This is a genomic window from Cupriavidus sp. P-10 (assembly GCF_003402535.2).
GTDB lineage: Bacteria > Pseudomonadota > Gammaproteobacteria > Burkholderiales > Burkholderiaceae > Cupriavidus.
In genome coordinates this window covers 437517-459551 of record NZ_AP025172.1, presented here as the reverse complement: position 1 = coordinate 459551, position 22035 = coordinate 437517, and the positions used below count along the sequence as shown (strand labels likewise).

Annotated in this window: 17 protein-coding genes and 4 pseudogenes; 9 read left to right on the top strand and 12 right to left on the bottom strand. The window is 60.3% G+C overall.

The window, feature by feature from the left end; genetic code table 11:
* Window positions 1–107: 107 nt before the first annotated feature.
* Entirely contained in the window at window positions 108–647 is a 540-nt protein-coding gene (locus CTP10_RS32060) for a hypothetical protein (RefSeq protein WP_147316329.1), read from the bottom strand.
* Window positions 648–1377: 730 nt separating this feature from the next.
* On the opposite strand from CTP10_RS32060, the gene CTP10_RS41350 reads away from it, so the two are divergent.
* Window positions 1378–1512, top strand: a complete 135-nt coding sequence (locus tag CTP10_RS41350) for a DUF302 domain-containing protein (protein WP_233528457.1) — start codon at window positions 1378–1380, stop codon at window positions 1510–1512.
* A 123-nt stretch (window positions 1513–1635) separates the two neighbouring features.
* On the opposite strand, the gene CTP10_RS32050 is transcribed toward CTP10_RS41350, so the two are convergent.
* Window positions 1636–2772: a zinc-binding dehydrogenase gene (locus tag CTP10_RS32050; RefSeq protein WP_116323595.1), complete on the bottom strand. Its 1137-nt coding sequence runs from the start codon at window positions 2770–2772 to the stop codon at window positions 1636–1638.
* A gap of 527 nt (window positions 2773–3299) precedes the next feature.
* On the opposite strand from CTP10_RS32050, the gene CTP10_RS32045 reads away from it, so the two are divergent.
* Window positions 3300–3779, top strand: a complete 480-nt coding sequence (locus CTP10_RS32045) for a YbhB/YbcL family Raf kinase inhibitor-like protein (protein WP_116323611.1) — start codon at window positions 3300–3302, stop codon at window positions 3777–3779.
* Window positions 3780–4324: 545 nt separating this feature from the next.
* Here the strand turns inward: CTP10_RS32045 and CTP10_RS32040 are convergent.
* The 6 genes and pseudogenes from CTP10_RS32040 to CTP10_RS32015 all read right to left on the bottom strand — a co-directional run bounded on the left by CTP10_RS32040 (window position 4325) and on the right by CTP10_RS32015 (window position 8244).
* On the bottom strand, window positions 4325–5437 hold the full coding sequence (locus CTP10_RS32040; protein ID WP_233528456.1) for an H-NS histone family protein: 1113 nt from the start codon (window positions 5435–5437) through the stop codon (window positions 4325–4327).
* Between the two features lie 151 nt (window positions 5438–5588).
* On the bottom strand, window positions 5589–6014 hold the full coding sequence (locus tag CTP10_RS32035; RefSeq protein ID WP_116323593.1) for a type II toxin-antitoxin system VapC family toxin: 426 nt from the start codon (window positions 6012–6014) through the stop codon (window positions 5589–5591).
* On the bottom strand, window positions 6014–6268 hold the full coding sequence (locus CTP10_RS32030; protein WP_022538192.1) for a type II toxin-antitoxin system Phd/YefM family antitoxin: 255 nt from the start codon (window positions 6266–6268) through the stop codon (window positions 6014–6016). Before CTP10_RS32030 ends, CTP10_RS32035 begins: the two co-directional genes overlap by 1 nt.
* A 374-nt stretch (window positions 6269–6642) precedes the next feature.
* A pseudogene (locus CTP10_RS32025) lies at window positions 6643–6870 on the bottom strand (VOC family protein); the annotation flags it as partial.
* Window positions 6864–7183: pseudogene (locus CTP10_RS32020) on the bottom strand (fumarylacetoacetate hydrolase family protein); the annotation flags it as partial. The pseudogenes CTP10_RS32020 and CTP10_RS32025, both read right to left, overlap by 7 nt.
* Before the next feature lie 137 nt (window positions 7184–7320).
* Window positions 7321–8244 carry a dihydrodipicolinate synthase family protein gene (locus tag CTP10_RS32015; protein WP_116323592.1) on the bottom strand — a complete coding sequence of 308 codons (924 nt, stop codon included), beginning with the start codon at window positions 8242–8244 and terminating at the stop codon, window positions 7321–7323.
* A gap of 366 nt (window positions 8245–8610) precedes the next feature.
* Between CTP10_RS32015 and CTP10_RS32010 the strand changes: the two genes are divergently transcribed.
* The 5 genes and pseudogenes from CTP10_RS32010 to CTP10_RS31995 all read left to right on the top strand — a co-directional run bounded on the left by CTP10_RS32010 (window position 8611) and on the right by CTP10_RS31995 (window position 13225).
* Window positions 8611–10365: an IlvD/Edd family dehydratase gene (locus CTP10_RS32010; protein ID WP_442875256.1), complete on the top strand. Its 1755-nt coding sequence runs from the start codon at window positions 8611–8613 to the stop codon at window positions 10363–10365.
* Window positions 10366–10511: 146 nt separating this feature from the next.
* A pseudogene (locus CTP10_RS41345) lies at window positions 10512–10728 on the top strand (MFS transporter); the annotation flags it as partial.
* Window positions 10728–10973: pseudogene (locus CTP10_RS32005) on the top strand (MFS transporter); the annotation flags it as partial. The pseudogenes CTP10_RS41345 and CTP10_RS32005, both read left to right, overlap by 1 nt.
* A gap of 204 nt (window positions 10974–11177) precedes the next feature.
* Window positions 11178–12050 (top strand): LysR substrate-binding domain-containing protein, encoded by an 873-nt coding sequence (locus tag CTP10_RS32000; protein ID WP_116323609.1) that lies wholly within the window; start codon window positions 11178–11180, stop codon window positions 12048–12050.
* A 182-nt stretch (window positions 12051–12232) separates the two neighbouring features.
* Window positions 12233–13225: a Bug family tripartite tricarboxylate transporter substrate binding protein gene (locus CTP10_RS31995; RefSeq protein WP_116323589.1), complete on the top strand. Its 993-nt coding sequence runs from the start codon at window positions 12233–12235 to the stop codon at window positions 13223–13225.
* A gap of 143 nt (window positions 13226–13368) precedes the next feature.
* On the opposite strand, the gene argC is transcribed toward CTP10_RS31995, so the two are convergent.
* Window positions 13369–14298, bottom strand: coding sequence for an N-acetyl-gamma-glutamyl-phosphate reductase (gene argC / locus CTP10_RS31990; RefSeq protein WP_116323588.1), 930 nt, complete (start codon window positions 14296–14298; stop codon window positions 13369–13371).
* Between the two features lie 127 nt (window positions 14299–14425).
* On the opposite strand from argC, the gene CTP10_RS31985 reads away from it, so the two are divergent.
* Both CTP10_RS31985 and CTP10_RS31975 read left to right on the top strand, forming a co-directional pair.
* Window positions 14426–15310, top strand: coding sequence for a LysR family transcriptional regulator (locus tag CTP10_RS31985; protein WP_116323587.1), 885 nt, complete (start codon window positions 14426–14428; stop codon window positions 15308–15310).
* Between the two features lie 1968 nt (window positions 15311–17278).
* Window positions 17279–18829 carry a 4-hydroxyphenylacetate 3-hydroxylase N-terminal domain-containing protein gene (locus tag CTP10_RS31975; protein WP_116323584.1) on the top strand — a complete coding sequence of 517 codons (1551 nt, stop codon included), beginning with the start codon at window positions 17279–17281 and terminating at the stop codon, window positions 18827–18829.
* A gap of 430 nt (window positions 18830–19259) precedes the next feature.
* Here CTP10_RS31975 and CTP10_RS31970 read toward each other — a convergent pair whose 3' ends face one another.
* The 3 genes from CTP10_RS31970 to CTP10_RS31960 all read right to left on the bottom strand — a co-directional run bounded on the left by CTP10_RS31970 (window position 19260) and on the right by CTP10_RS31960 (window position 21896).
* A complete protein-coding gene (locus tag CTP10_RS31970; protein WP_233528455.1) occupies window positions 19260–19646 on the bottom strand; it encodes a hypothetical protein in 387 nt (128 codons plus the stop codon).
* 855 nt (window positions 19647–20501) lie between these two features.
* Entirely contained in the window at window positions 20502–20801 is a 300-nt protein-coding gene (locus CTP10_RS31965; RefSeq protein WP_116323583.1) for a hypothetical protein, read from the bottom strand.
* Window positions 20802–20813: 12 nt separating this feature from the next.
* On the bottom strand, window positions 20814–21896 hold the full coding sequence (locus CTP10_RS31960) for an IS630 family transposase (protein ID WP_116323582.1): 1083 nt from the start codon (window positions 21894–21896) through the stop codon (window positions 20814–20816).
* Window positions 21897–22035: the final 139 nt, after the last annotated feature.

Here is a 22035-nt window from a genome sequence, read left to right as displayed (position 1 = left end):
GTGCCAGATCTCCTCTCCGCCCGGACTGCCGGGCGCTTCGCTTTCAGATCGACTGCCTGCCGCAAGCGGATTATCGGCCCACGGCGGCAGGAATGCTGCGTGCGTTGTTAGTTGCTCGATGCGAAGCGCTTGTTTCGCCCTTGGTTTTGGATAGCGGCGATAAGGTTGTGGTACGCGTCCCTGTCAACGCTCTCCACGGTATTCCAAATCTTGACGCGATCGAACATGCTGCTGCTAATGTCGAATGCCGCTTCTTCGATCTTGAGGAAAGTGCATTTGTCATGTTCGTGACTTGAGCCAGCAACATCTTCATACACTATGATCCGGATTTGGTTCGCCAAACTCTGTGCTAGTTCGCGAATTTCTTCCTGGCTCTTTTCACCAAAGGGCAAATCATGGATGTTGGCAGGCTTCTTTTTGAACAATCCAAACATATCTAAGACTTCGTTTAGGTAATTCACAAACTCACGGGCGACAGCCCGCTCCACCCTTGCCCGATTGGAACCTTTAGTCGTTGGAAAGGAATTCGATAGTGAAAGCCGGTGGTGCCATGCCGTTTTCGGAAATTCTCTCCCAAACAGCACAGACGGAGGAAATATAGGCCGCACCGAAAGCGAGCACAGCGCTAATCTTGATAGCCATTTCATTTTGTACCCCAGAAAACTTACACTACCAAAATAGGCGTAACGCAGAGGCGCGACTTTGCCCGAGCCGCCACTAGCTTTGCATTTGATGTCAGGTGCAGATAACTGCACTCAACTAGCAGAACTGGGCGAGCGCGATTCCCGCATGCGACCCGAAGGCCACGTCTGTTGACGGGAGGGCGCGCGGTTGATGGATGGGTAAATGCCGTGAGGCAGAAATCCTCGTACCGCAAGGAAACTGCCGATGGAACGCAAACGGACCTGTCGGGCGAGGATTTGCGGGCTGGGACGAAGCGCTGAATGATCGCTGTGCGGCGGAAGCTGACGCCGGACGGTATCCACCAGAATGAACGCGTGGCGTGTTCAGGAAGGCGGCAAAATCGCCGTACCTGTTCGGACTAGAATCCTCGGAGGAGGTGTGAATCATGTCCGCTATCAAGTGCATGGATCCGGGCCACCCCGCCTACCAGGCAGCGCTGCATAGGACAACCCGCTACCCTGCGGAGCACGTCACGTCGACGGCTAGCTCCAGAAAAAGGCTGCGCCCCTGTGTACCGCATCGCAAGGTCGGGCGCGGTAAGGTCGGCACCGGCGGCAAGCGCAGCGGCGAGTAGGCCTTGGAGCGCCGATCACCACGGTTGCAGCAGCCCCTGTGGTCGCAGCATGGACGGCATCCAGAAGGCCAACGTGGCGGATCGACCATGCTGAGGCCGCACGCAACGTCGGTCTGGCAATGCCGCCAAAGCAGGTGCTGATCTATGGCAACGCCAAGCGGGGAACGCCGTTGATGCTCGCGGCACCCAGCGTTGCGCTGGACTTGCCCTGCGCGTGCTGGTGCGCGATGACTGCCAGGGCAGCACCAGGGTGAGCGTCCACACCGCCGCGGAACTAGAAGGCCCTCACCCATTGCCGGCCGGCAGCGCCGCGCCGCTGGCTGTGGCGCAGCAGCTGATTCTTGACACGGTGGGGGCGCAAGGCGGCCCGGGGTGGTTTATTCCGCCAGGCCCTTGTTCGGGTTGATCAGGTACTTCTCCCCCGTCGCACGCTTGTTGTAGATGGCGATCACGTCCAGGTTCAGCACCTCGGCCAGCGAGATTTCTTTCGAGTAGTGGCTGGCAAAGGTGGTCTTCAGCTCCGCCACTACGCGTTGCTTCAGCGCGTTGGCCCGCTCGCGCCCGATCTTCTGCAGGAACGGGAACAGCAGCCAGCCGCCCATGCCCCACGCCATGCCGAAGTTGCGGCTGAACTCGGTCGGGCTTGTGTCCAGGCCGCCGTAGAGGTAGACCTGCTTGTGGGTGCTCGAGCCATAGCGGCTGTATTCGCGGGCCGTCTTGTTCAGGGCCGCTTCCATGCAGGTGAGGATCTGGCCGCCGAGCTTGCCGCCGCCCGTGGCGTCGAACGCGATCGTTGCGCCAGTGGCGACGAGTGCCTCGGTGAGGTCCTGCATGAACGTGGGCGACGCGGTGTTGCAGACGTGGACCGCACCTTGTACCTTGAGCAGGTCCGCCTGCTCTTGCTTGCGCACGATGTTCACCAGCTTGATGCCATCCTTGAGACAGATCTGATTGAGCATCTGGCCCAGGTTAGAGGCCGCGGCGGTGTGCACCAGGGCGCTATGTCCTTCGAGCCGCATGGTCTCGACCATGCCCAGTGCGGTGAGCGGGTTGACGAATGACGACGCGCCGTCAGCAGGTGTGGCGCCTTCGGGCAAGATTAGGCACTGGTCCGCGGAAATGCAGCGGTACTGCGAGTACATCGCGCCGCCGATGGCAGCCACAGTCTTGCCCATCAAGGCTTGCGCCGCAGGGGACGAGCCTGCATCGACGACCACGCCCGCGCCCTCATTGCCAACCGGCATGGACGCATCCAGGCGGCCCGCCATGCTGCGCATCGCGCCTTCCGGAACGCGCGCGGTGACTATGGGGCGCTCCGCCGTGCCGCTGGCCTTGGCCGTGCTCATGTCGGCCGCACCGAACAGCAGGCCGAGATCGGACGGGTTGAGGGGAGAGGCTTCAATGCGGATGAGCACTTCGTCCGGGCCAGGCTGCGGCGTGTCGATGCTGTCTAGCGAAAGCTCGAGTTCACCGCTGCTCTTGATTTTCGAACGAAGTTGAAGTGCAGTGGGCATTCGATGTCTCCTTGGTCTGTCGGTTTGCGGTGAGCGAGGCGGCAGCGTGCGGCCGTTTTCGCCAGCAGTCAGCAATGTAGCAAGTTCCTGCGAATCCCGTACTGGGCCGGAAATTCAGGTCATGCGTCGGCCGACAGGCCATCATGCATCGTACTGATAGCTGCGGATGGCGGTCAGCCCTCCCACAATCGATCCACTGGCGCCAGTGTCCAGCAACGGGGAAATCGCCTTTTGATGCGGAGTGGTGGCTTTCGGGTTCCCGCTGTGGCCTGCGCGGGACGGAATCCTGGGGGCGGAGGTCTTCAGGCGCTGTTCGTGCTCGAAAGCAGCATAGGAAGCGACACCGGCACCCTGCAGCTTCAGATAACTGCACGGTCCCTTGCACAGGGGTTGAATGCGGGCTAAGTTGGAACAGCCGTCATGCGCCGGCGGGGGCAGATATGGTGCGATTGGCACTTCTACCATGGTTGCTGGCCTTTGCGGTCATGCTGTTCGGACCAGCGCTACTTGCCCAGCGGAGGCCATCGATGCCGCTCATACTGACATCCCCCGCGTTTGCCCAAGGCGGGGAGATTCCCACTGTGCACACGTGCGAAGGCGCCGATGTGTCACCGCCCCTGGCGTGGTCAGGGTTGCCACCCTCCACTGCCAGCCTGGCCTTGATTGTCGATGATCCGGATGCGCCTGACCCGGCGTCACCGCAAATGACATGGGTCCATTGGCTCGTGTACAACCTGCCTCCGCAGCCCGTCGCGCTTGCGCAAGGTATGAGCCGGCAGAGCTTGCCGCCCGGCGCACGCGAAGGTCTCAACGACTGGCACCGTGCCGATTACGGCGGACCGTGTCCTCCAATTGGCCGGCACCGGTATTTCCACAAGCTATATGCCTTGGACGTCGTGCTGCCGGATCTCGGCAAGCCGGACAAGGCGGCGCTGGAGCAGGCAATGAGGGGGCACGTTTTGGCCCATGCCGAACTCATCGGGACCTACCAGAAGCATGCGCGCTGAAGTAGTCGCGCACTCGCCCCGAGCAGCGAGCTCAGGCCAACCGTCTTGCCAAGGATGCCGGTCTCCGACTCCATGATGACCGTGGTCCCATTCCGGCCAGCAGCACTCGTAGGCTGACTGGCTTGGCATCGCTCGCTCCCGGCTAGACGGCGTTGCGACTGCGACTATGGGCCTAGAAGCAAGTCCGGAGCATTCCAAGCGCGTCGCGGAATTGCTGCTCGACTGGAAAGCGGAGATTCTAAAGCTTGAACGGGCCTTTCGCGAACTGTGGCCCTGGGGCGTCAAGGCGGACCGACGTGTCTCTTGTCCCCAGCCGAGCGCGTCTCCGAGTTTAGTCAGCGCTTGTAATACCAGCCGCCGGCGAGGAAGCGCGTGACCCCCATGGTGACCAACGCGACCAGTAGCGCGTCCTCGCCCCGGCCGGTGACGTACAGCCAGAGCGCCCACCCGCCCCGCCAAAACCCAGCGCAAGGACGAACAAGATCGACATCAGCTGCCCCCATGTCTGAATGAGTGCGGACCGGTCGCACCCGACAACGCGACCTTCAGTCGTGGAGATCAATCAGAAAACGCTGGGGCTTCGTGCCAATCCATGCCGGAGCCCTGCCACGACCCGACCAGGTCTGCCCCGTTTTGGGATTGCGGTACTTCGGAAGGGGGGCAGCCTTTTTCTTAGTTGGAACCGCACCAGCAGCGCGCCCAACGCTTGGCTTGCCTGCAATGTCGTCAATGCTCAGGTCGTACTCCTGCATCAACTGCTGAATCTCCTCCACCACCTTTGGCACCTCCGCAGCCCACAACTGCTCAATTTGCGCATCGACGGATGCCAGTTGCGCGAGCAGTTCATGAGAGGTTACGGGTTTGGGTGTGCTTTGCGTTTCGGCAGGCGCTTCCCGCTTCTGTGGGCGCTTCCGGGTTTGCGTCACTTCAGTCGTTGCTTCCAAAGCGACGGCTTCAGCCAGCGTTTTCAGCTTCTGTCCACGCTTCCGGGTTCGCGTCCCTTCAGTCGGAGCTTCCGGAGCGGCAACTTCAGCCGACGCTTTCGGCTTCTGTTGGCGCTTCCGTGGTCTCCGCTCTTCAGTCGTTGCTGCCGGCGCGGCAGGTTCTGTCAGCGCTTTCGACGTCTGTCGGCGCTTCCGTGGTCGTTTCTCTTCAGTGGATGCTTCCGGGGCCAGGGCTTCAAGCGGCTCTATCGAGGCTTGAGCTTCAGGGAACTCGCCCTGGACGTCCGGTTCAAGCGACTCTACCGCCGCCGCGGCCTCAACCGGAACTTCGGCGGTCAACGCTTCAGTCGGCGCTACTGGCCGCATCGCTTCAATCGGTGCCTCAGCAGCGCCATACTCGACCAGCGCTTGCGGGGCGGCAGCTTCAATCGGTTCTTCCTGGGTCGGCGCTTCAGTCGGGGCTTCCGGGCTTGCGTAAGTCCGTCGGCGCCGATATGACACCGTCGCCTTGGCGCTGCTATTCCGGCTGGTCGTCCAGAAGTCCAGGCGTCGGGCCTCAGTATCAATGCTTCCAACACCGCCGCCTTCGCTACTGGCCTGACCAATGACGGGGTTCGCGTCGGACGCCACGTCAGCGCTGGCCACCTCCATCTGACCGGGAACGTCCGTCGCATCCTGCGCGACAAGTGGTTCAACCGCTTGCTCTGGGGCCAATTTGTTCTCCTTCGTCGAAGTCACTGCAGGTGCGGATGCGCTGAAACATTCTAGCGGCTCTCGTCAACGGCGTCGTCAGACCTACGGTCGACCATCCCACAACCAATGACGGAAGGCCCGGATCGCGCAGCGCGCACCACGAGGCTTACCGCTATGGTTCCCACGTCCAGGGATTGAGCAGCGCGACCCGTGAAGCGACGAAATCTGAAACGTTTCGTGTTGCGACTGTCATTCCGTGCACCAGCGCGGTGGCAGCAATCAGGCCATCCCGCAGCGGCTGCGGGTCCGGGACATGCAACCTCGCACTCCTCTGCGCAACTGCCGTATCAATTGGCAAGATGCGTCCCGCAAACGCTGGCAGGACGTGGCTATCGAGCCAGGCTCGTAGAACCGCTCCCTTCGGCGGATCACGACGCTCGGCCAGCAGAACGCCTATTTCCAGTTCGTGGATCGTGATAGCCGACACGAACAAATCGGCAGCGGCGACGCTGTCGGCCCATTGAACGACGTGGAAATCAGCTTTTCCATGTCGAGCCTTGCGCAGTTCGGAGACGACGTTAGTGTCTAGGATGAACATCAGTCGAGGTCCGCCGGTCGAGCAAGTTCAGCATGATGGGGGATATCGAGATCAATATCCTCGGCTTCCGGCATGGCCAGCAGGTCAGCAATCTTTTGCTGACTACCAGTGAGTCGCTGATATTCCTCGATGCTCAACAGGACGTGAGAAGGTCGGCCGCGATCAGTAATGAAAACGGGGCCGTCCTTCGTGGCCTTCTTGGCGCGAGTTACATCCTGGTTCAGCTCTCGACTGGATAGAGTTGTGATGTGCACTTTTAGCCCCTGCAGACCGAAGATGTAGTTACGTTACTACACGAACCTATAGCGTGCAAGGGCCCATATGAAACCGCGCCAAACCGGGGCTGACTAGGCGGCAAGGCGGCGTTCTTCTTTTCCGGCGATGGACGGATACCATCGGTCAACGCAAGACCGGAGTTGGCTATTGAGCACGGAACTACTCCCCTCCCCCACCAGCCGGCATCGGACGCCGCTTTCTCATGACCACAGGAGCAGTGATGTCGTTATCGGAGGGCACGCGTGTCGGACGTGTGCCAGGGCCTGATTGATGTGCCCCGGTATTCAATTGAATAGTCGATATGGCTCGCTTGTAAATAGCCTGCATACCGCGCTCTTTTCGCGCTGCGTCCTCACTTCGCGTAAACGTCATCGAGATTCGCACAGCCCTTCACCTCAATGGGATTTCCGCTCGGATCAAGAAAGAACATCGTTGCCTGCTCGCCAGGCTGTCCAACGAAGCGCGAACTGGGCGGTAGCACAAAGTCGATCGCTTGCGCTGTCAATCGATTGGCAGGAGTTCGCCAATCTTGCACGTCCATGACCAGCCCCAGATGCGGCATCGGTACGAGATGGTCTCCATTTGTGTGCGCAGCGGACTGCAAGGTGCAGAAGCATCGAAGCCCTTCGCCCAGTCCCAAGGACGGCTCATCTTTTTGGCTACGTCCTGCAGATCGCGCCGCGTCAAGTCTATGCCGACGCCATAGCCCCAAACAAGCTCGAGTGTGTCGATGGGTCAACATTTTCGCCGGATTGCCCAATCGCAACCACAAGCTCAATTTCGTGATGCAAGTTCTCTGTCAGCCGCGGAGCCGGAATAACGTACTCAGTCATTTGTTTCTCATAGGTAGGAATGACAGCGCTCGGCAGACCTGCCGCATGCGGGCCAGTCAAATAGGAGCGAGGTCGTCGAACTCAGGACATTTCGGGACGAGCCCACCAACTAATCCTCCGTCGCCCATCAAGACCGCGACCGTGCAGCATCTTAGGCGCCGGAGAAAAGGAGCGGCATCCGGAACATCAGCACAGCGTCATGTAGCGCGCGGGTATCCGGACATGGTGAAATCTGCTTGGCGGAGCTGCGCGAGCAAGCTCGCTGTGGTAGCGCTATCAAGCGCGATCAACGGCGGGCGCACCGTGCTCCAGCTCGCATGTCCCGAAAATTCAGCAACTACACGCTTCATTGCCGGAATCATCGGCGCGGATTGGAACACCTTGCGAATGACGTCCGCATTGACTTGCAACGCTTCCCCTTGCGGCGAGTTCCATCCCTCGTAGAGTTGCACAGTGCCATGTGGATTCATGTTTACGGTCGCGCTGATGCAACCCGCAGCACCGCTGCTCAGCCCCTTCGTCAGAAGCGATTCGCTCGCCGGAAAGACGTCGAACCCATCGGCCGCGAAGTGGTCGATCATGGCGCGCGTGTTCTCCCAATCGCCAGACGAGTCCTTGGCGCCCACCACCGTTTCTGGATAGCGTTTGCGCAGCATCTCGATCAAGTTCAGGGTGATGGGTGCCGCCGTAAACTGGGGAATGTGGTACAGGTACACCTTCAAGCGATCATCGCCGATACGCTCGATGACTTCCGAGTAGTAGGCAAAGAGACCCGCGTCGGGAACATTCTTGAAGTAGAACGGCGGCAGCATCAGGACACCTGCGGCGCCATTCTTCACCGCGTGGCGGCTCAATGTGACCGCGTCCGACACCGCGCACGCCCCTGTGCCGGGCATGAGCTTGCGGGGCGGGATGCCGGCTGCCAGAAGTTCGTCGGTTAGCGCGATACGTTCGTCCACGGACAGCGACGCTGCCTCCGAATTGGTGCCGAACACGGCGAGCCCAGCACCCTTGTCCACCAGCCAGCGGCAGTGCGCGATAAACCGCTCGGTATCTGGTTCGAGGCGATTGTTGAATGGAGTAAGGACCGGCGCAAGTGCGCCGCGAATGCGGTCTGTCATCGAGTCTCCTTCTGTGAAATGGTCTGGCGACGCACGGGGACGCCCTCTCTTTACAAGACAAGACACCGGCGGACGCCAACGGCGCCCTATGGCTGAGGGTGGGCAGGAGTCCTGCTGGCGTAGGCCGTAACACCCTGCTGCGACTCGATCTTATGAGTCGATCACATAGGTCATTCCACGTTTAGAACCAAAAATTTTTATGCCTTCGAGCCCGCCCAGGGCCCTAGTCTTCATCCCAGACAGCCGCCAGGTCTGTTGCCAGCAGCCGGATGGTTCACATTTGCTCGCCCACGCCTGTGAGGTAAGCCCAAGGCGCTCCAGCCCCGATGCTGCGCATTAGACGAACGCCACAAAAGAGGTATGACAATGACTGATCGAGAGACAACCGCCGACGCCGAAAACCCCGAGAAGGGACTGAAGAAAGGGGTAACCAACTACGGCGACAAGGAGTTCTCCCTGTTCCTGCGTAAGGCTTTCATCAAAGGGGCCGGCTATTCCGACGACGCGCTGGATAGGCCGATCATCGGCATCGTCAACACGGCGAACGACTACAACCCCTGCCACGGCAATGCGGCGCAGCTAATTGAGGCGGCCAAGCGAGGCATCCTGCTGGAGGGGGCGCTGCCGATGGTGTTTCCGACCATTTCTCTGCATGAGAGCTTCGTCAATCCGACGGCGATGTATCTGCGCAACCTGATGTCGATCGACACGGAGGAGACAGTGCGCGCGCAGCCAATGGATGCCGTCATCCTCATCGGCGGTTGCGACAAGACCGTCCCGGCCCAATTGATGGGCGCGGCGTCCGCCGACGTGCCCGCAATCCAGTTGGTGACCGGCCCCATGCTGACCGGCTCATACGAAGGCGAGCGAGTTGGTGCTTGTACGGACTGCCGTCGCTATTGGGGTAAGTACCGCGCCGGAGAAATCAACGCCCAGCAGATCGCCGACGTTAACACGCGGCTCGTCTCGAGCATCGGCACGTGCTCGGTGATGGGTACGGCCAGCACCATGGCGTGCGTGGTGGAAGCGCTCGGCATGATGACGCCGGGCGGCGCGACTCCGCCCGCGGTGACAGCCGATCGCGTCCGCATCGCGGAGCAGACTGGTCGCTACGCCGTGCAACTGGCAAAACACGGCTTGCGGCCCAGCCAGATCATGACCGGCAAGGCCTTCGAGAACGCGCTTCGCGTGCTGTTGGCGATCGGCGGCTCAACCAATGCGATCATTCACCTGACTGCCATCGCAGGTCGTCTGGGTATCGAAATCGATCTTGACCAGCTTGACGCAATGGGGCGCGAGACGCCAGTACTCGTCGATCTCAAGCCGTCCGGCCAGAACTACATGGAGGACTTCCACAAGGCCGGCGGCATGGTGACCTTGCTGCGAGAACTCCGTCCTTTCCTTCATCTGGATACGCTGACCGTCACCGGCCGCACACTCGGCGAGGAAATCGATGCGGCGCCCAAGTCCTTTCCCCAGGAGATCGTGCGCTCCGTCCAAAAGCCGATCTATGCGAGTGGTGGCCTGGCTGTCCTGCGCGGCAACCTTGCCCCACAAGGAGCCATTATCAAGCAAGCCGCTGCCACGCAGGAACTGCTGGAGTTCGAAGGGCGCGCCGTGGTGTTCGAAAGCCTGGAAGATATGGCGGAGCGCATCGACAGCCCGGACCTCGACGTGAATGCCGACGATGTGCTTGTGCTGAAGAACATTGGCCCCCGCAGCGGTACCGGCATGCCGGAAGCGGGTTACCTCCCGATCCCCAAGAAACTGGCGCGGGCTGGCGTCAAGGACATGGTCCGCATCTCGGATGGTCGGATGAGCGGCACGGCCTTCGGAACCATTGTGCTGCACGTCAACCCGGAGGCATCCGTCGGTGGACCACTGGCCTATGTGCACAACGGCGACCGAATCCGCCTGAGCGCGAGCAAGAGGGAGATCTCCTTGTTGGTTTCCGACGAGGAACTGGAACGCAGGAAGCGAGCGAAGCCGATCACGCCACCGACGGTCGAACGAGGCTTCCAGCGGCTGTTCTATGACTCGGTCACCCAAGCGGACGCCGGCGTCGATTTTGAGTTCCTGCGACCGAAAGTCATGACCGACAAGGTACCCAAGGCGCGGTAGCGCGATCAAGCGAGCGTTGAGCACCAGCAAAACTTCAACCCTGCTCGACGCTTTCCCAACCCGGCGCTCCTGAGGCGCCGTGAACACACACGTCACGAGATCGCTCACCAAGCGACGGGCATTCTGCCGTCGTGCAGTCACGCAGATCGCCATCAGGAGACACACTTGCCAAGCATTTTCAACTCAGCCCCGTGGAAATGGGCTTCATCCTATCGGCATTCGGATGGGCCTACGTACTCTTCCAACTTGCCGCGCTTCCTGGTGGGGGCGTGTGAAGCGCCATCGTTCCCTGGGAACAGCCGCATCGTAGCGGCCTGGTTTCCCGGACATGAACGCGGGACTGCCTCGGCAATTTTCAACGCGTGGCTGCCTTGGGCTGGGCCTTGAACTCGGACACGGCGGCAAAGCAGGCCACTGGCATCAGCGGTGCTGTTTTGAACACCTGTGGAAATCTGGGGGCCATTACGATGCCGCTCGCCATCGGATTCCTGGTGAACAAGGCGGGGTCATTCGAGTCTGCACTCCTCTACGTGGGAGCCCACGGAGCCGTGGCGATCTTGTGCTATCTCTTTGTGGTTGGCGAAATCAAACGCGTTGAGCTGAAATAGTCGGGGCCGGAGCGTTTCTCCATGCAGGGCACGCCATGAAGCATGGCGTGCCCTTTGACGTTCGAGTGCGGGAGCCCCTGACGGAGCGATCCATCGCATAGCACGGTCTGCCGAGCGCTCTGGAATTCCGATGTGCGACTCAACATCGTAGAATGAGCCCTCATAATTTTCTTTCGCCGCAACCACTAGAGCGCGAGGATGGCCATGGATGTGCGCTATATCCAGAGTTTTGTGAGCGTGGTTGAGTTCGGGTCCTTGGCCGAGGCTGGTCGACGCCTGGATCTAACGCCGGCTGCAGTAGCCGCCCGTATTCACGCGCTGGAAGATGAGATTGGGGCCAAGCTGATTACGCGCGTCGGACGCGTCGTCAAGCCTACGGAAATGGGGGTGGTTTTTCTCGAGCGCGCAAAGCCGGTCTTGAGAGACCTCAGGGAACTGCGATCGATTGCAAGCTCAGGGCTTGCCGTCGGAGAGATGCGGCTTGGCGTGTTCGTATCTGCCATGGTGAGCGTGCTGCCACCCGTGTTGAAGCGGCTCTACGCCAAGTATCCCGAGCTGAAGATCTTCGTCAAGGTGGGTTCCTCCATCGAACTGTCCAACCTGGTCAGCCAAGGAGACCTCGATGCCGCCATCGTCGTCGAACCCCAGTTCGCAATCGGCAAGGGCTGCGAATGGAAAGCGCTAATCGAAGAAGAGTTGATTGTTGTCGCCCCTTCGTCCCTTGGGAACCGCGACGCCCACGACCTACTGAGAAACGAGCCGTTCATCCGTTATGACCGCAGCGTCCTAGGGGGACAACTCGCCGACCGGTACCTGCGTGATCATGGCATACGCCCAAATCAACGTCTGGAGATTGACGGGCTGCTCGCCATTGCCGCGCTCGTCGAGCAGGAACTTGGCGTGGGCCTGGTTCCTGATTGGTCGCCGCTTTGGAGTCGGAACATGGCGATCGCAAGAGTGCCCCTGCCTGATCGGCCGCCGGTCAGAAAAGTGGGGATCGTCTGGAGTGAGTATGGCGCGCGTGCGGTCATGGCACGGGAGCTAATGATTGAGGCGAAAGCAGTGTTCGCGCAGTAGATCCTCCGCGCCAGGTTGCGTGCTGATTCCTTGCCGCCTGGCCGCAGGGTACATGGGGTTGCTACCCACACCATAAAAAGATTCTGTTCTGAACATAACGGCACTGTCTTTCGTTCGTCGGCTGCAGCGACAAGACTGTGGGCTAGGCACTTCACCCACAACAGAGAACGGAGACAATCGCCATGGCTCATACCCACTTCCCCGCGCGTCGCCTGCTGCTGGCCGCCATTGCAAGCGCAGCGATCCTTCCCCTGACTGCATTGGCAGCGTACCCGGATAAGCCAATCCGGATGGTCGTGCCTTATCCTCCAGGCGGCGCAACGGACGTTATCGGACGCATTCTTGCAGCACGCCTTTCGACGGCGCTGGGCCAACAAGTCGTGGTGGAGAACAAGGGCGGTGCGGGCGGAAACCTCGGCGCAGACGCCGTCGCGAAAGCGAAGCCGGACGGTTACACGATACTGATGGGTGCGATCACCTCTCATGCAACCATGGCAACGCTCGAAAAAGGGCGCCTCTCATACGATCTGCTAAAGGACCTGAAGCCCGCTATGGTGGTCGGATACGTACCGCTTGTGTTTGTGGTCAATCCTTCCGTGCCTGTCAAGGACTTTGCCCAACTGGTCTCATATGCCAAGGCAAATCCGGGCAAGCTTAGCTATGCCTCCTCGGGCGTAGGCGCACCGCAACGAATGGCGGCCGAGTTGTTTAAGAAGCAGGCAAACGTCGACATTCTCCACGTACCTTACAAGGGAAGTGGTCCTGCAATGACCGACCTCATCGCCGGGCAGGTCATGATGATGGCCGAGACCGTCCCTGCCGTTCAGCAGTTCATCAAGGACGGTAAGCTACGCGCATTGGCAGTTACAACGCCACAGCGACTGTCCATATTGCCCGATGTGCCGACGGTGCAGGAGTCGGGATGGAAGGGTTTTGAGGTGGTGTCCAACTTTGGTGTACTCGTGCCGGTCGCCACGCCAGCGGAAGTCGTCGCCCGTCTCAATAGCGAGTTGGCCAACATCGTGCAGAGCGCGGACGTGAAGGCGCAGATGCTGCAGCAGGGCGTCTATGCGGCAACGCCGCAGTCGCCGGCACAAGCCTCGGCCCGGCTAAACCAGGAGGTCTCCCGTTGGGGGAAGGTCATCGCCGATGCCGGCATCAAGTCGGACAACTGATTGCGGCACAATCTGAAGGTAGACTGCATGGAACCGCTGATCAAGGTAGGCGAGTTTGCTCCTGGGTTGCAGGAATGGATCGACCAGGAGTTCGTTTGCCATACCCCTGATATCGGCCGACCTTTAGCTCATGCCATCGGCCGCTATTGCTGCGCGAGCATCAGGTTCAGGTTCTGAACCGCGGCGCCGGATGCGCCTTTGCCAAGGTTGTCGAAAACCGCGGACAGCAGAACGTGCCCGTGTTCCATGTTAGGAAATACGCTTAAGTGCATGTCGTTCGTACCGTTCAGCACTTGCGGATCCAGGTGCTTTAAAGCGCACGACTCGTGCAACGGCAGGACATGTACATGGGCCGCCCCGGCATAGTGGCGGGCGAGGCATGCGTGGAGCGTGGCGCCATCCACGTCGGGGGCCAGCAGCCTCAACGCGACGGGCACAGTCAGCACGATGCCCTGGCGGAACGCACCATACGCGGGAACGAAGATGGGACGCTGCGCGAGCCCGGCGTGCTGCTGGATCTCCGGGGGGTGCTTGTGGGCGAGTTCCAGGCCATACACTTGGAATGCGGGTGCGCTGCCGGCATCCGGCCCCTCAAACTCCTCCACGCCGGCATGCCCGCGTCCGGAGTAGCCGGACACCGCATGAATGCTGACCGGGTAGCTGGGTGGCACAAGCCCGGCCTGCACCAGGGGACGCAGCAGGCCAATCGCACCGGTCGGATAGCAGCCAGGATTGGTGACGCGTCGCGCGTTCGCAATGCGCGCGGCCTGTCCCGGTGCAATTTCCGGAAAGCCGTATGTCCAGTCCGGATGCGTGCGGTGGGCGGAACTTGCGTCGATCACTCTGACGGCGGGATTGACGATGGCGTTCACCACCTCGCGTGCGGCGGCATCGGGCAAGCAGAGGATGGCGATGTCGCAGGCATTGATGGCTTCCGCACGACGCCGCGGATCCTTGCGTTCCGACGCGGCAAGCGTGACCAGGCTGAGGTCGGCCCGGCCGCGCAGCCGTTCGTGGATTTGCAACCCGGTGGTGCCTTGGTCGCCGTCGATAAAAACCAGGGGAGAGCTCATACGAGGAATACTCCGGTGACTGAAGGGTTAACACATCGAAGGAGCCTCAATCTTCCATGGACCACTAGAATAGGGAAAGTTGAATTTCACAACCTTGACATTCAATTTTCCTGAATCTGGAGCCGACATGCGAGAGATCAGCCTGGACCGCCTGCGCACGCTGGTCGCCATTGCCGACCATGGCTCATTCGCCGAGGCGGCGCGTGCATTGCACCTTGCGCCGCCCACGGTCAGCCTCCACATCGCTGAACTGGAACACCGCATCGGAGCACCGCTCCTGTCGCGAAAGCGCGGACAGGTAAGGCCGTCGGCGATCGGAGAGGTGCTGGTGGAGCGCGGGCGTCGGCTGCTGGCCGATGCGGAGCAGGCGCTGGACGATATTCAACGACAAGTGGAGGGGCTCGAAGGGCGCGCCCGGCTCGGTGCTTCGACTGGTGTGATCGCGCACCTGCTGCCACAGGCGCTAGAGGTGCTGCGCCAGCAGCATCCCGCGATCGACATTCAAATTGCGGTCCTCACTTCGCAGGAAACACTGTCCCGACTGGTGGACGGCACGCTGGATATCGGACTGGTTGCACTGCCTCAGCCGCCGGTGGCCGGACTGGTGATAACGCCCTGGCGCCGCGACCCCGTGATGGCCTTCGTGCCGGCGCACTGGCAGTGCCCGGCCCGCGTCACGCCGGAATGGCTCGCCGCCCAGCCGCTGATTCTCAACGACGCGACCACGCGCCTCTCGCGTCAGACTGCGGAGTGGTTCGCGGCCGCGGGACACCATCCCGCACCACGCATTCAGCTCAACTACAACGACGCGATCAAGAGTCTGGTTGCGGCGGGTTACGGCGCGGCGCTTTTACCCCACGAGGCCACCACGCCATTTCCGGACAAGCGCATCGTCATGCGTCCGCTGCGCCCGGCGTTATGGCGTCGGCTCGGCATCGCTCATCGTGCGGGGTACGTTGAACGCTCCACCCAACACGTACTTGATGTGCTGTGGGATCTGCGCTTGGTGTAGTAGTTGCCAGTCCCAGCTTCGGTTCGTTCTCGCTGGGACGGTAGCCTTATTGCACGCCACCGGCGGCGTGCTCAAGTTTGTCCCGGCGCGGTCGCGCTTCGATGATTCGGCTACGCTGGCTTGCGTCCTCGGCGATATTGGCCGTATATGTGGTGCCTCAGCCCGGCAAACGCTTCAATCTTGCGGACCTGGTCAGGGACATGCCCGCGGACCGCGGGGAATTGGGCAGGATTACGGATTTTAGCGACAAGGGTGATATCAGCGGCATAACATGGCTCTCTTTGTTCGATGAACTCACGCAGGGTCGCGTCGGTCGGCGCCGAAGCTTCAGCAATGACCCAGGAAACATGAAGTGGTGATGTACCCCATCACCGCAGGCAACGTCGCAAAGGAAAAGGTGTTTGAGCTGAAGTTCAGGTCCGCGACGGACAGACCTGGAGGCAACGCTATGCCATCGCGACGCCAAGTAAGCGGCCAGCATCTGGCGGCCAGATAAGTGCGTTTCCGCACGTAAGAGTTTGAAGCATGGACTGATACTAGCGACACATCGATCCTCTCTTCTTCAAGAAATAAGCGAAATGACAGAAGTGATTGCACGAGGATTGATACGTTGTCGCCGGCCTGGTCTCACTGCCGCCAATGGGAGCGTGGGCCCTGGGGCTGTTCGGTGTTGACGTTCCCCTGCATTTGGAGGAGCGTATTCTCACCTCGGCGGCTGGGCTCCTGCTCTGGCTGTCAAGCGAAATGGCATGGCACTCCAGCGAGCTTTGAGGGGCGGCGGGGCAAGCCTCCACCGTGTGTGGTCAAGATGACTGTGCACATTGCAATCGCTCCGATGCCCGCCTCTAACAACGGGCCCTGGCGATGAATCGAGCGGCATGGATAGCACGCACTTTGATTGCATTCCCCTGATTCGATACGTCGTCGGATCTGGGAGATGTTCACGATGATTGACGGCCGACTGCGATCACGTTCGGCTTGCCGTCAACCTCTTCAATGCGCGGCAGGGTGCCGGCAGCAATCCGCTGCCTGACCGTATTCTTTAGTTCAACGGCATGCCAGCAACCCTGCACGATGGCGAGCAGCGCGTCAGCGGTAACTGCGAATCGTCCCCCGCACGAGGCGCAACGGTACATACGACTTCCATGTCGATGATCTAGTCGGTCGCGCCATCGTCGCGCTAATGCAGCACATAATAAGCAAGGTACCGCTTCTGTAGAACCCAACTTCAGACTCCTGTGCCTTTCAACTGGACAAGGCAACCTCGCCCGTCCGTTGGCGTTAGTTTCCCGCTCCCAAGCAACCGAGCTACGGTCAGCCTATGCAGGAAGGCCAAAGCTCTATTGCAAGCAACTTTCGTGTGGTCGAGGATCGACGTTCCCGCCACTTGCGCTCGCGCCACTGTTGGTCGGGCCAGGCACGCCGCGCTCGCCAGAGGCGGGGCGACATTGGACGGGGACGGGTTCGTAATAGACGAGTGGCGGTGGAGCAGGCACGGCATAACCCGGCACTCCAATGCCGATGCCTACCTCGACACGGGCTTGCGCACTCCCCCGATCGACCACGCCAATGCCTAGCATGCCAACTATTTCCTCCTGGCATGGACTGTAGTCGCGACGCGAGGCAGGAAGTGTTTACAAAACGTTAGCGCAGTACCCACTTGTAACTCATCTCTGCGTCCCATTCGTCGGCCACGGTGCGGCAAAGACTTAGCGATGTTTGAATTGTCTGACTGACATTTCCGACGATTCCACGTACACCCACCCAGATTCCGTTCACCGCCGACAGTCCGTCAAATGATCGTTTGCACCGGCAACAAGACATTGATTCCGTTGCCCAGCACACAGAACCCTCGTCTAAAAGATGGAGTTGCAATGTATCGTCATTTCAGCTGCGAGCGACACACATGGGCATGAATGCTCTTGGCCCGGCGTCAAGGCCAGAATAATTTGAGGAAGGCCAATCAACATGTTCGACGATCTTCGCAGCGCCTATAACCAGGTCTATGTTCCCTTCTCCGGCGCGGAGTATCTGCGTAGCCTCGATGATTCGAGAGAGATCTGGATCTATGGCGAACGTGTGCGCAATGTCGCAGAGCATCCTGCATTTCGCAATATGGCGCGAATGGTCGCACGCCTGTATCAGGCCCTACACGATCCGGCGCACCATGCAGTGCTCTGCGTTCCAACCGAGTGGGGCGGGTACACTCATCGCTTCTTCCGCGCGCCGCTCGACGTGGCCGAACAAGTCGCACAACGGAATGCGATCGCCTGCTGGCAGCAGCGCGCCTGGGGCTGGATGGGACGGTCGCCGGACTATAAGGGCGCTTTCCTTGCCACGCTAGGCGCTAACGCAGACTTCTACAAAGGCTATGAAGTCAACGCACGGCGGTGGTACCGCAAGGCTCAAGAGAGAACCTGGTTTATGGGCCATGCCGTTGTCAATCCGCCGGTGGACCGCGATCTGCCGCCATCGTGCACATCCGAGGTGTACGTACGCGTAGTCGGTGAGGACGATGCCGGCATCTATGTCAGCGGCGCCAAGGTGGTAGCGACCGGCGCGGCGCTGACCCACTATATTTACGTGGCGCATGTCGACACCATGCCGGCGCGTGGGCCAAAGTTCATAGTGGCCACCAACACGCCGGGCGTAAAGCTGCTGTGCCGGGTCTCGAATGAATACCGCGCGGCGGTACTCGGCAGCCCGTTTGACTATCCGTTGTCATCGCGACTGGACGAGAACGACGCCATCCTGGTGATGGACAATGTCTTCGTGCCTTGGGAAAACGTATTCATGCACGGCGAGGTCGCGCAGGAAGACTGTACACAATGCGGCTCCGGATACCTCGAACGCGCGTCGCTTCATGGCTGCACGCGCGTGGCGGTCAAGTTGGATTTTATTGTCGGACTGCTGGCGCGCGCGCTGGAGATCACGGGTACCAGAGGCTTCCATGGCGTTCAGGTTCAGTTGGGCGAGGTGATCGCGTGGCGCAATGCCTTCTGGGGCTTGTCGGATGCGATGGCCAAGAGCGATGTCCCATGGCAAGGCCATGTCCGCCCCGATTCGCACTTTGCCGGCGCATATCGCGTGCTAAGCCAGGAGGCACTGCCGCGCATTCGCAATATCATTGAACAGGTGGTGGCCAGCGGTCTCATCTACATCAATTCGCACGCCTACGATTTCCAGGTGCCCGAAATTCGCGCCTGCCTCGACAAGTACCTTCGCGGCTCTGGCGGCGCCCCGGCACAGGAGCGCGTAAAGGTGATGAAGATGCTTTGGGATGCCATCGGCACCGAGTTCGGCGCGCGCCACGAGTTGTACGAAATCAACTACATTGGCAGCAATGACGCAAGCCGACTGACCAACTTGTCGGCGGCGCAGGACAGCGGCAACCTTGAGCGCATGAAGGCGTTTGCGCGCTCAGCGATGGACGAGTATGACCTGAGCGGCTGGACCGTGCCGGACTTGGTCAATCCCAACGACGTCAGCATCCTCCCGCCTGGCCCGCTTGCCAAATAGCGGCGCGCGTGCCATTGGCGCTAGCTCCCATGGGAGAGACTAGCAACGATGAGAGTTCTCGCCTTTCCTGGCCGAGAGATCTTTCTTTATCGCACCCCTGACGAATCGTCGTCCGGAATACTATCGCAATTTTTTGAGCACCTTCCGCTTGGGGCCTGCGATTGTAGAATCGCAGAGCACCCGTGACATCGGAGGGTTGGCCGAGCGCAGAGAGGGTGCATTCTCTTCTGCCATCGGCGTGCCACCCCGGGGTTTTCTTCCTGTTAGTTGGTCGCAAGTCGGCGTTTCGCTGCAGCAAGGATCTGCCGCTCCATTTCGGCGACTTCTGCACGCGCCGCGACCTCGCAAGCGGATTCGATTTTGACGCACCATCACGAGACAGTCCACAGAGGTCTGCACGAGCAATCCCAATGGATGATCAGGCTACCAACTAAGCGTCGACACCAGGCAACGTAGCGACGATCTCTCTTTTCTTACCATCCGCCAGATACGCAACGCGGCCGTCCTTGCGCACATATAAGCCTGAAGATGAAAGCACAACATTTAGTTCTTCCGGGCACAAACGAAAACCGTCCGAATCATGAGTCGCGCGGTTGATCAACAATATCAGATGATTTCCTACCCGATAGCTTGCCTGTGCGCTCGCCAGTGCTGTAAATAGGCGCTTCCACTTAGTCGCGGTTTGGCACGGATCCGGCAGTCCCATCTCCTTGAGCAGCCTTCCAATTTGTGGGCCTGTAAGGCCGCGCTGCCTGTCACCCAGCACCCGGCATGCGGCTTCAAGATGCTGCATTTCGAAGGGTACGAAGTGCGTCATGAAAGCTCCGTGAAAAAGAAGCGGTAGACCCTTGCGCCTCACTGTAGTGAGGGCCAATGGGTGGCTGGATCACTTCTATCGCGGCCTAATGGCTGCCTCCCTAACGCTGGCGCAAACGCCGTACCAGGTGGGCCGCGGACCCGTCTGATGCGCCACTATGAGGTCAGACTGTGATGCGGCCGTGGATGGAGGCTTGCCTCGCACACGCGTCACTCTTTACGTCTTAGCGACCTGGGATCGCTATTGTCAGCGCTGCTTCCCGGGGTGAGGGCGGCGGCGGCTGATACGCCCTGCTTCTCGCTTTGCTGTTCAGGCTTTCGCTTCGCTCTACTTCCCATGCTTTGGCGCTCACCGTTATACAAAGTCGGCAAATTTGCGCGTTGGATTGCTTCCAAAAGCCCTCACATCGTAAAATGTGCGCTAGTGAGCTTTTTGCAATCAGAGCAACCTCATCGTTGACGCCCGGCATCGAATTCTTGGCGACCGCCGATTGCACGTAATGCCAACGGTGGCGTTTGCATCGAGGAAGCTTTGCGCGCCGGGACTGTCCATGGCCCCTGCGCGAGACTCTTCCCGACAGGCATTGGCGAGCAAAAAGAAAACCCCCGGCAAATGCTCAGGGGCCATAAGGGTGCGACGGGCGTTCGCAGACCCGCCGATAAACATCCTTACACGTAATGCGTCCATTGGCTTCCCCACTTCGGTGGGTGGCCGAAAATTCATCTCACCAGGCGACTGTTAACCTCGTCCGTTGTGACAACAGCGCAGAGGGGATGGGCAAGCCGATCCTGCTTCAAAAGGAGTAGTTTGGTATTGACCGTCCGCCGCGGCTAGTACAACATCCCGTAAATAGCTTTAATAATTATCGGGCTGCAAATACGGATGCAGGAGCGTGACGACCAGCTGGGCCATCTCGTCGAGCGAGCCTGTGCCTGGCAACGGTTCCCAACGCCCGCTATGGGTGCGAAAGGCGGAACCATAACGATTGCGTCCGAGTTCGGTCAGCCGAGCCACCACGGTCGGCTCCTCATCATCCAGACGTTTGATCAGCAGGTGACGCCCGTAGGCTTGCGTGATGATGTGCTCGTGGCCGAGCAGGCTGCGCAGTTGCTGCTGCAATTCGGCAGCGTAATGTTTTGCGGGTAAGGCTGGCATGTCGATTCTCGATTACGATGCGCCGGTTTGTAGCGGATAGCCCCGGAAACTCCATTTGAACGGGCGGGCCACCTGATTGTGCGCGCGGACAAACTGCTCGGTGCGCTCGCGCAGGTGCGCGGTGCTGGTGTGGCTCGCGTGGCGCAGCACTCGACGCGCGTAGCGGGCAAACCAGAGTTCGATCTGATTGACCCAACTCGCGTGCAATGGCGTGAAGTGAAAGTGAAACCGCCCATCGTGCCGCGCGTTGAACGCCTGCCAGACGGCCTGGGCGCAATGGGTGTTGAGGTTATCCCACACGACGTGCACCTGTTTGCCCGGGTACGCGCATGCCACGCGCTCCATGAAGGCGACCAGATCCTCCTGGGTGCGCCGATCGCGGCATTCTGCCAGCACCTGTCCGGTATGCACGTCCAGCGCGGCAATCAACGCCTGGGTGCCGTGACGAATATACTCAAATTCACGCCGACGCAGCCGCCCCGGTGCGGGTGCGCGTCCTGGGTGCTTACGCTCGATGGCTTGAATGCCGGTCTTCTCGTCGATACTGAGTACCACCGCGTTTCGAGGTGCTTTGCGGTACAGCTTGCAAATCCCGTTGACCTTCTCGCGAAAGGCCGGGTCTGGGCTATGTAACCATTGCTGGACCCGGTGCGGACGCACGTCGCCGGCCTGCAAAATGCGCTGCACCTGGCTGCGACTGATCTGCTCGACAACACCACGGTCCACCGCGCGCTCCACAATCTCGTCGAGCGTGGGCGTGACTCGTCCCTCAGGCTCTTGCGTTTCACACGCCAGCGCGATCAACTGCAGTCGCGCCTCGTGCGTGATGCGCGGCGGACGGCCACTGCGCTCGCCCTCGCGGATGCCATGGGCACCTTGCTGGGCAATGCGCTTGCGCCACAGGCAGACCGTTTGCACCGAGACACTCAGTTCCCGCGCAATGGCTGTATTGGCGTGGCCCTCGTGGGCCCACAGCGCGATTCGCGCCCGCATCACATCCTGCTGCGGCGCCGTCTTGCGCTCGATCAGCGCTAGCAATTCCTGTCTTTCTTTCTTCGCCAGCTTCACTGGCGTAGCTTGGCGGCCTCGGCTCATCCCGCCATGATATCCGAGGTGATTAATTATTCAAGATATTTACGGGATGTTGTACTAGTCGGGCATCTCGCCCTGCCCGTCCCTGTCCCGCGGCGTCGCGGTAGCAGACCACGGGCGCTGGCGGTTCGGCGCTGTCTGC

Bases quoted from the DNA above. Each gene is read 5' to 3' on its own strand.
- CTP10_RS32060 (WP_147316329.1), bottom strand. From the start codon at position 647: ATGAAATGGCTATCAAGATTAGCGCTGTGCTCGCTTTCGGTGCGGCCT.
- CTP10_RS41350 (WP_233528457.1), top strand. From the start codon at position 1,378: ATGCCGCCAAAGCAGGTGCTGATCTATGGCAACGCCAAGCGGGGAACG.
- CTP10_RS32050 (WP_116323595.1), bottom strand. From the start codon at position 2,772: ATGCCCACTGCACTTCAACTTCGTTCGAAAATCAAGAGCAGCGGTGAA.
- CTP10_RS32045 (WP_116323611.1), top strand. From the start codon at position 3,300: ATGCCGCTCATACTGACATCCCCCGCGTTTGCCCAAGGCGGGGAGATT.
- CTP10_RS32035 (WP_116323593.1), bottom strand. From the start codon at position 6,014: ATGTTCATCCTAGACACTAACGTCGTCTCCGAACTGCGCAAGGCTCGA.
- CTP10_RS32015 (WP_116323592.1), bottom strand. From the start codon at position 8,244: ATGACAGACCGCATTCGCGGCGCACTTGCGCCGGTCCTTACTCCATTC.
- CTP10_RS32010 (WP_442875256.1), top strand. From the start codon at position 8,611: ATGACTGATCGAGAGACAACCGCCGACGCCGAAAACCCCGAGAAGGGA.
- CTP10_RS32000 (WP_116323609.1), top strand. From the start codon at position 11,178: ATGGATGTGCGCTATATCCAGAGTTTTGTGAGCGTGGTTGAGTTCGGG.
- CTP10_RS31995 (WP_116323589.1), top strand. From the start codon at position 12,233: ATGGCTCATACCCACTTCCCCGCGCGTCGCCTGCTGCTGGCCGCCATT.
- argC (WP_116323588.1), bottom strand. From the start codon at position 14,298: ATGAGCTCTCCCCTGGTTTTTATCGACGGCGACCAAGGCACCACCGGG.
- CTP10_RS31985 (WP_116323587.1), top strand. From the start codon at position 14,426: ATGCGAGAGATCAGCCTGGACCGCCTGCGCACGCTGGTCGCCATTGCC.
- CTP10_RS31975 (WP_116323584.1), top strand. From the start codon at position 17,279: ATGTTCGACGATCTTCGCAGCGCCTATAACCAGGTCTATGTTCCCTTC.
- CTP10_RS31970 (WP_233528455.1), bottom strand. From the start codon at position 19,646: ATGACGCACTTCGTACCCTTCGAAATGCAGCATCTTGAAGCCGCATGC.
- CTP10_RS31965 (WP_116323583.1), bottom strand. From the start codon at position 20,801: ATGCCAGCCTTACCCGCAAAACATTACGCTGCCGAATTGCAGCAGCAA.
- CTP10_RS31960 (WP_116323582.1), bottom strand. From the start codon at position 21,896: ATGAGCCGAGGCCGCCAAGCTACGCCAGTGAAGCTGGCGAAGAAAGAA.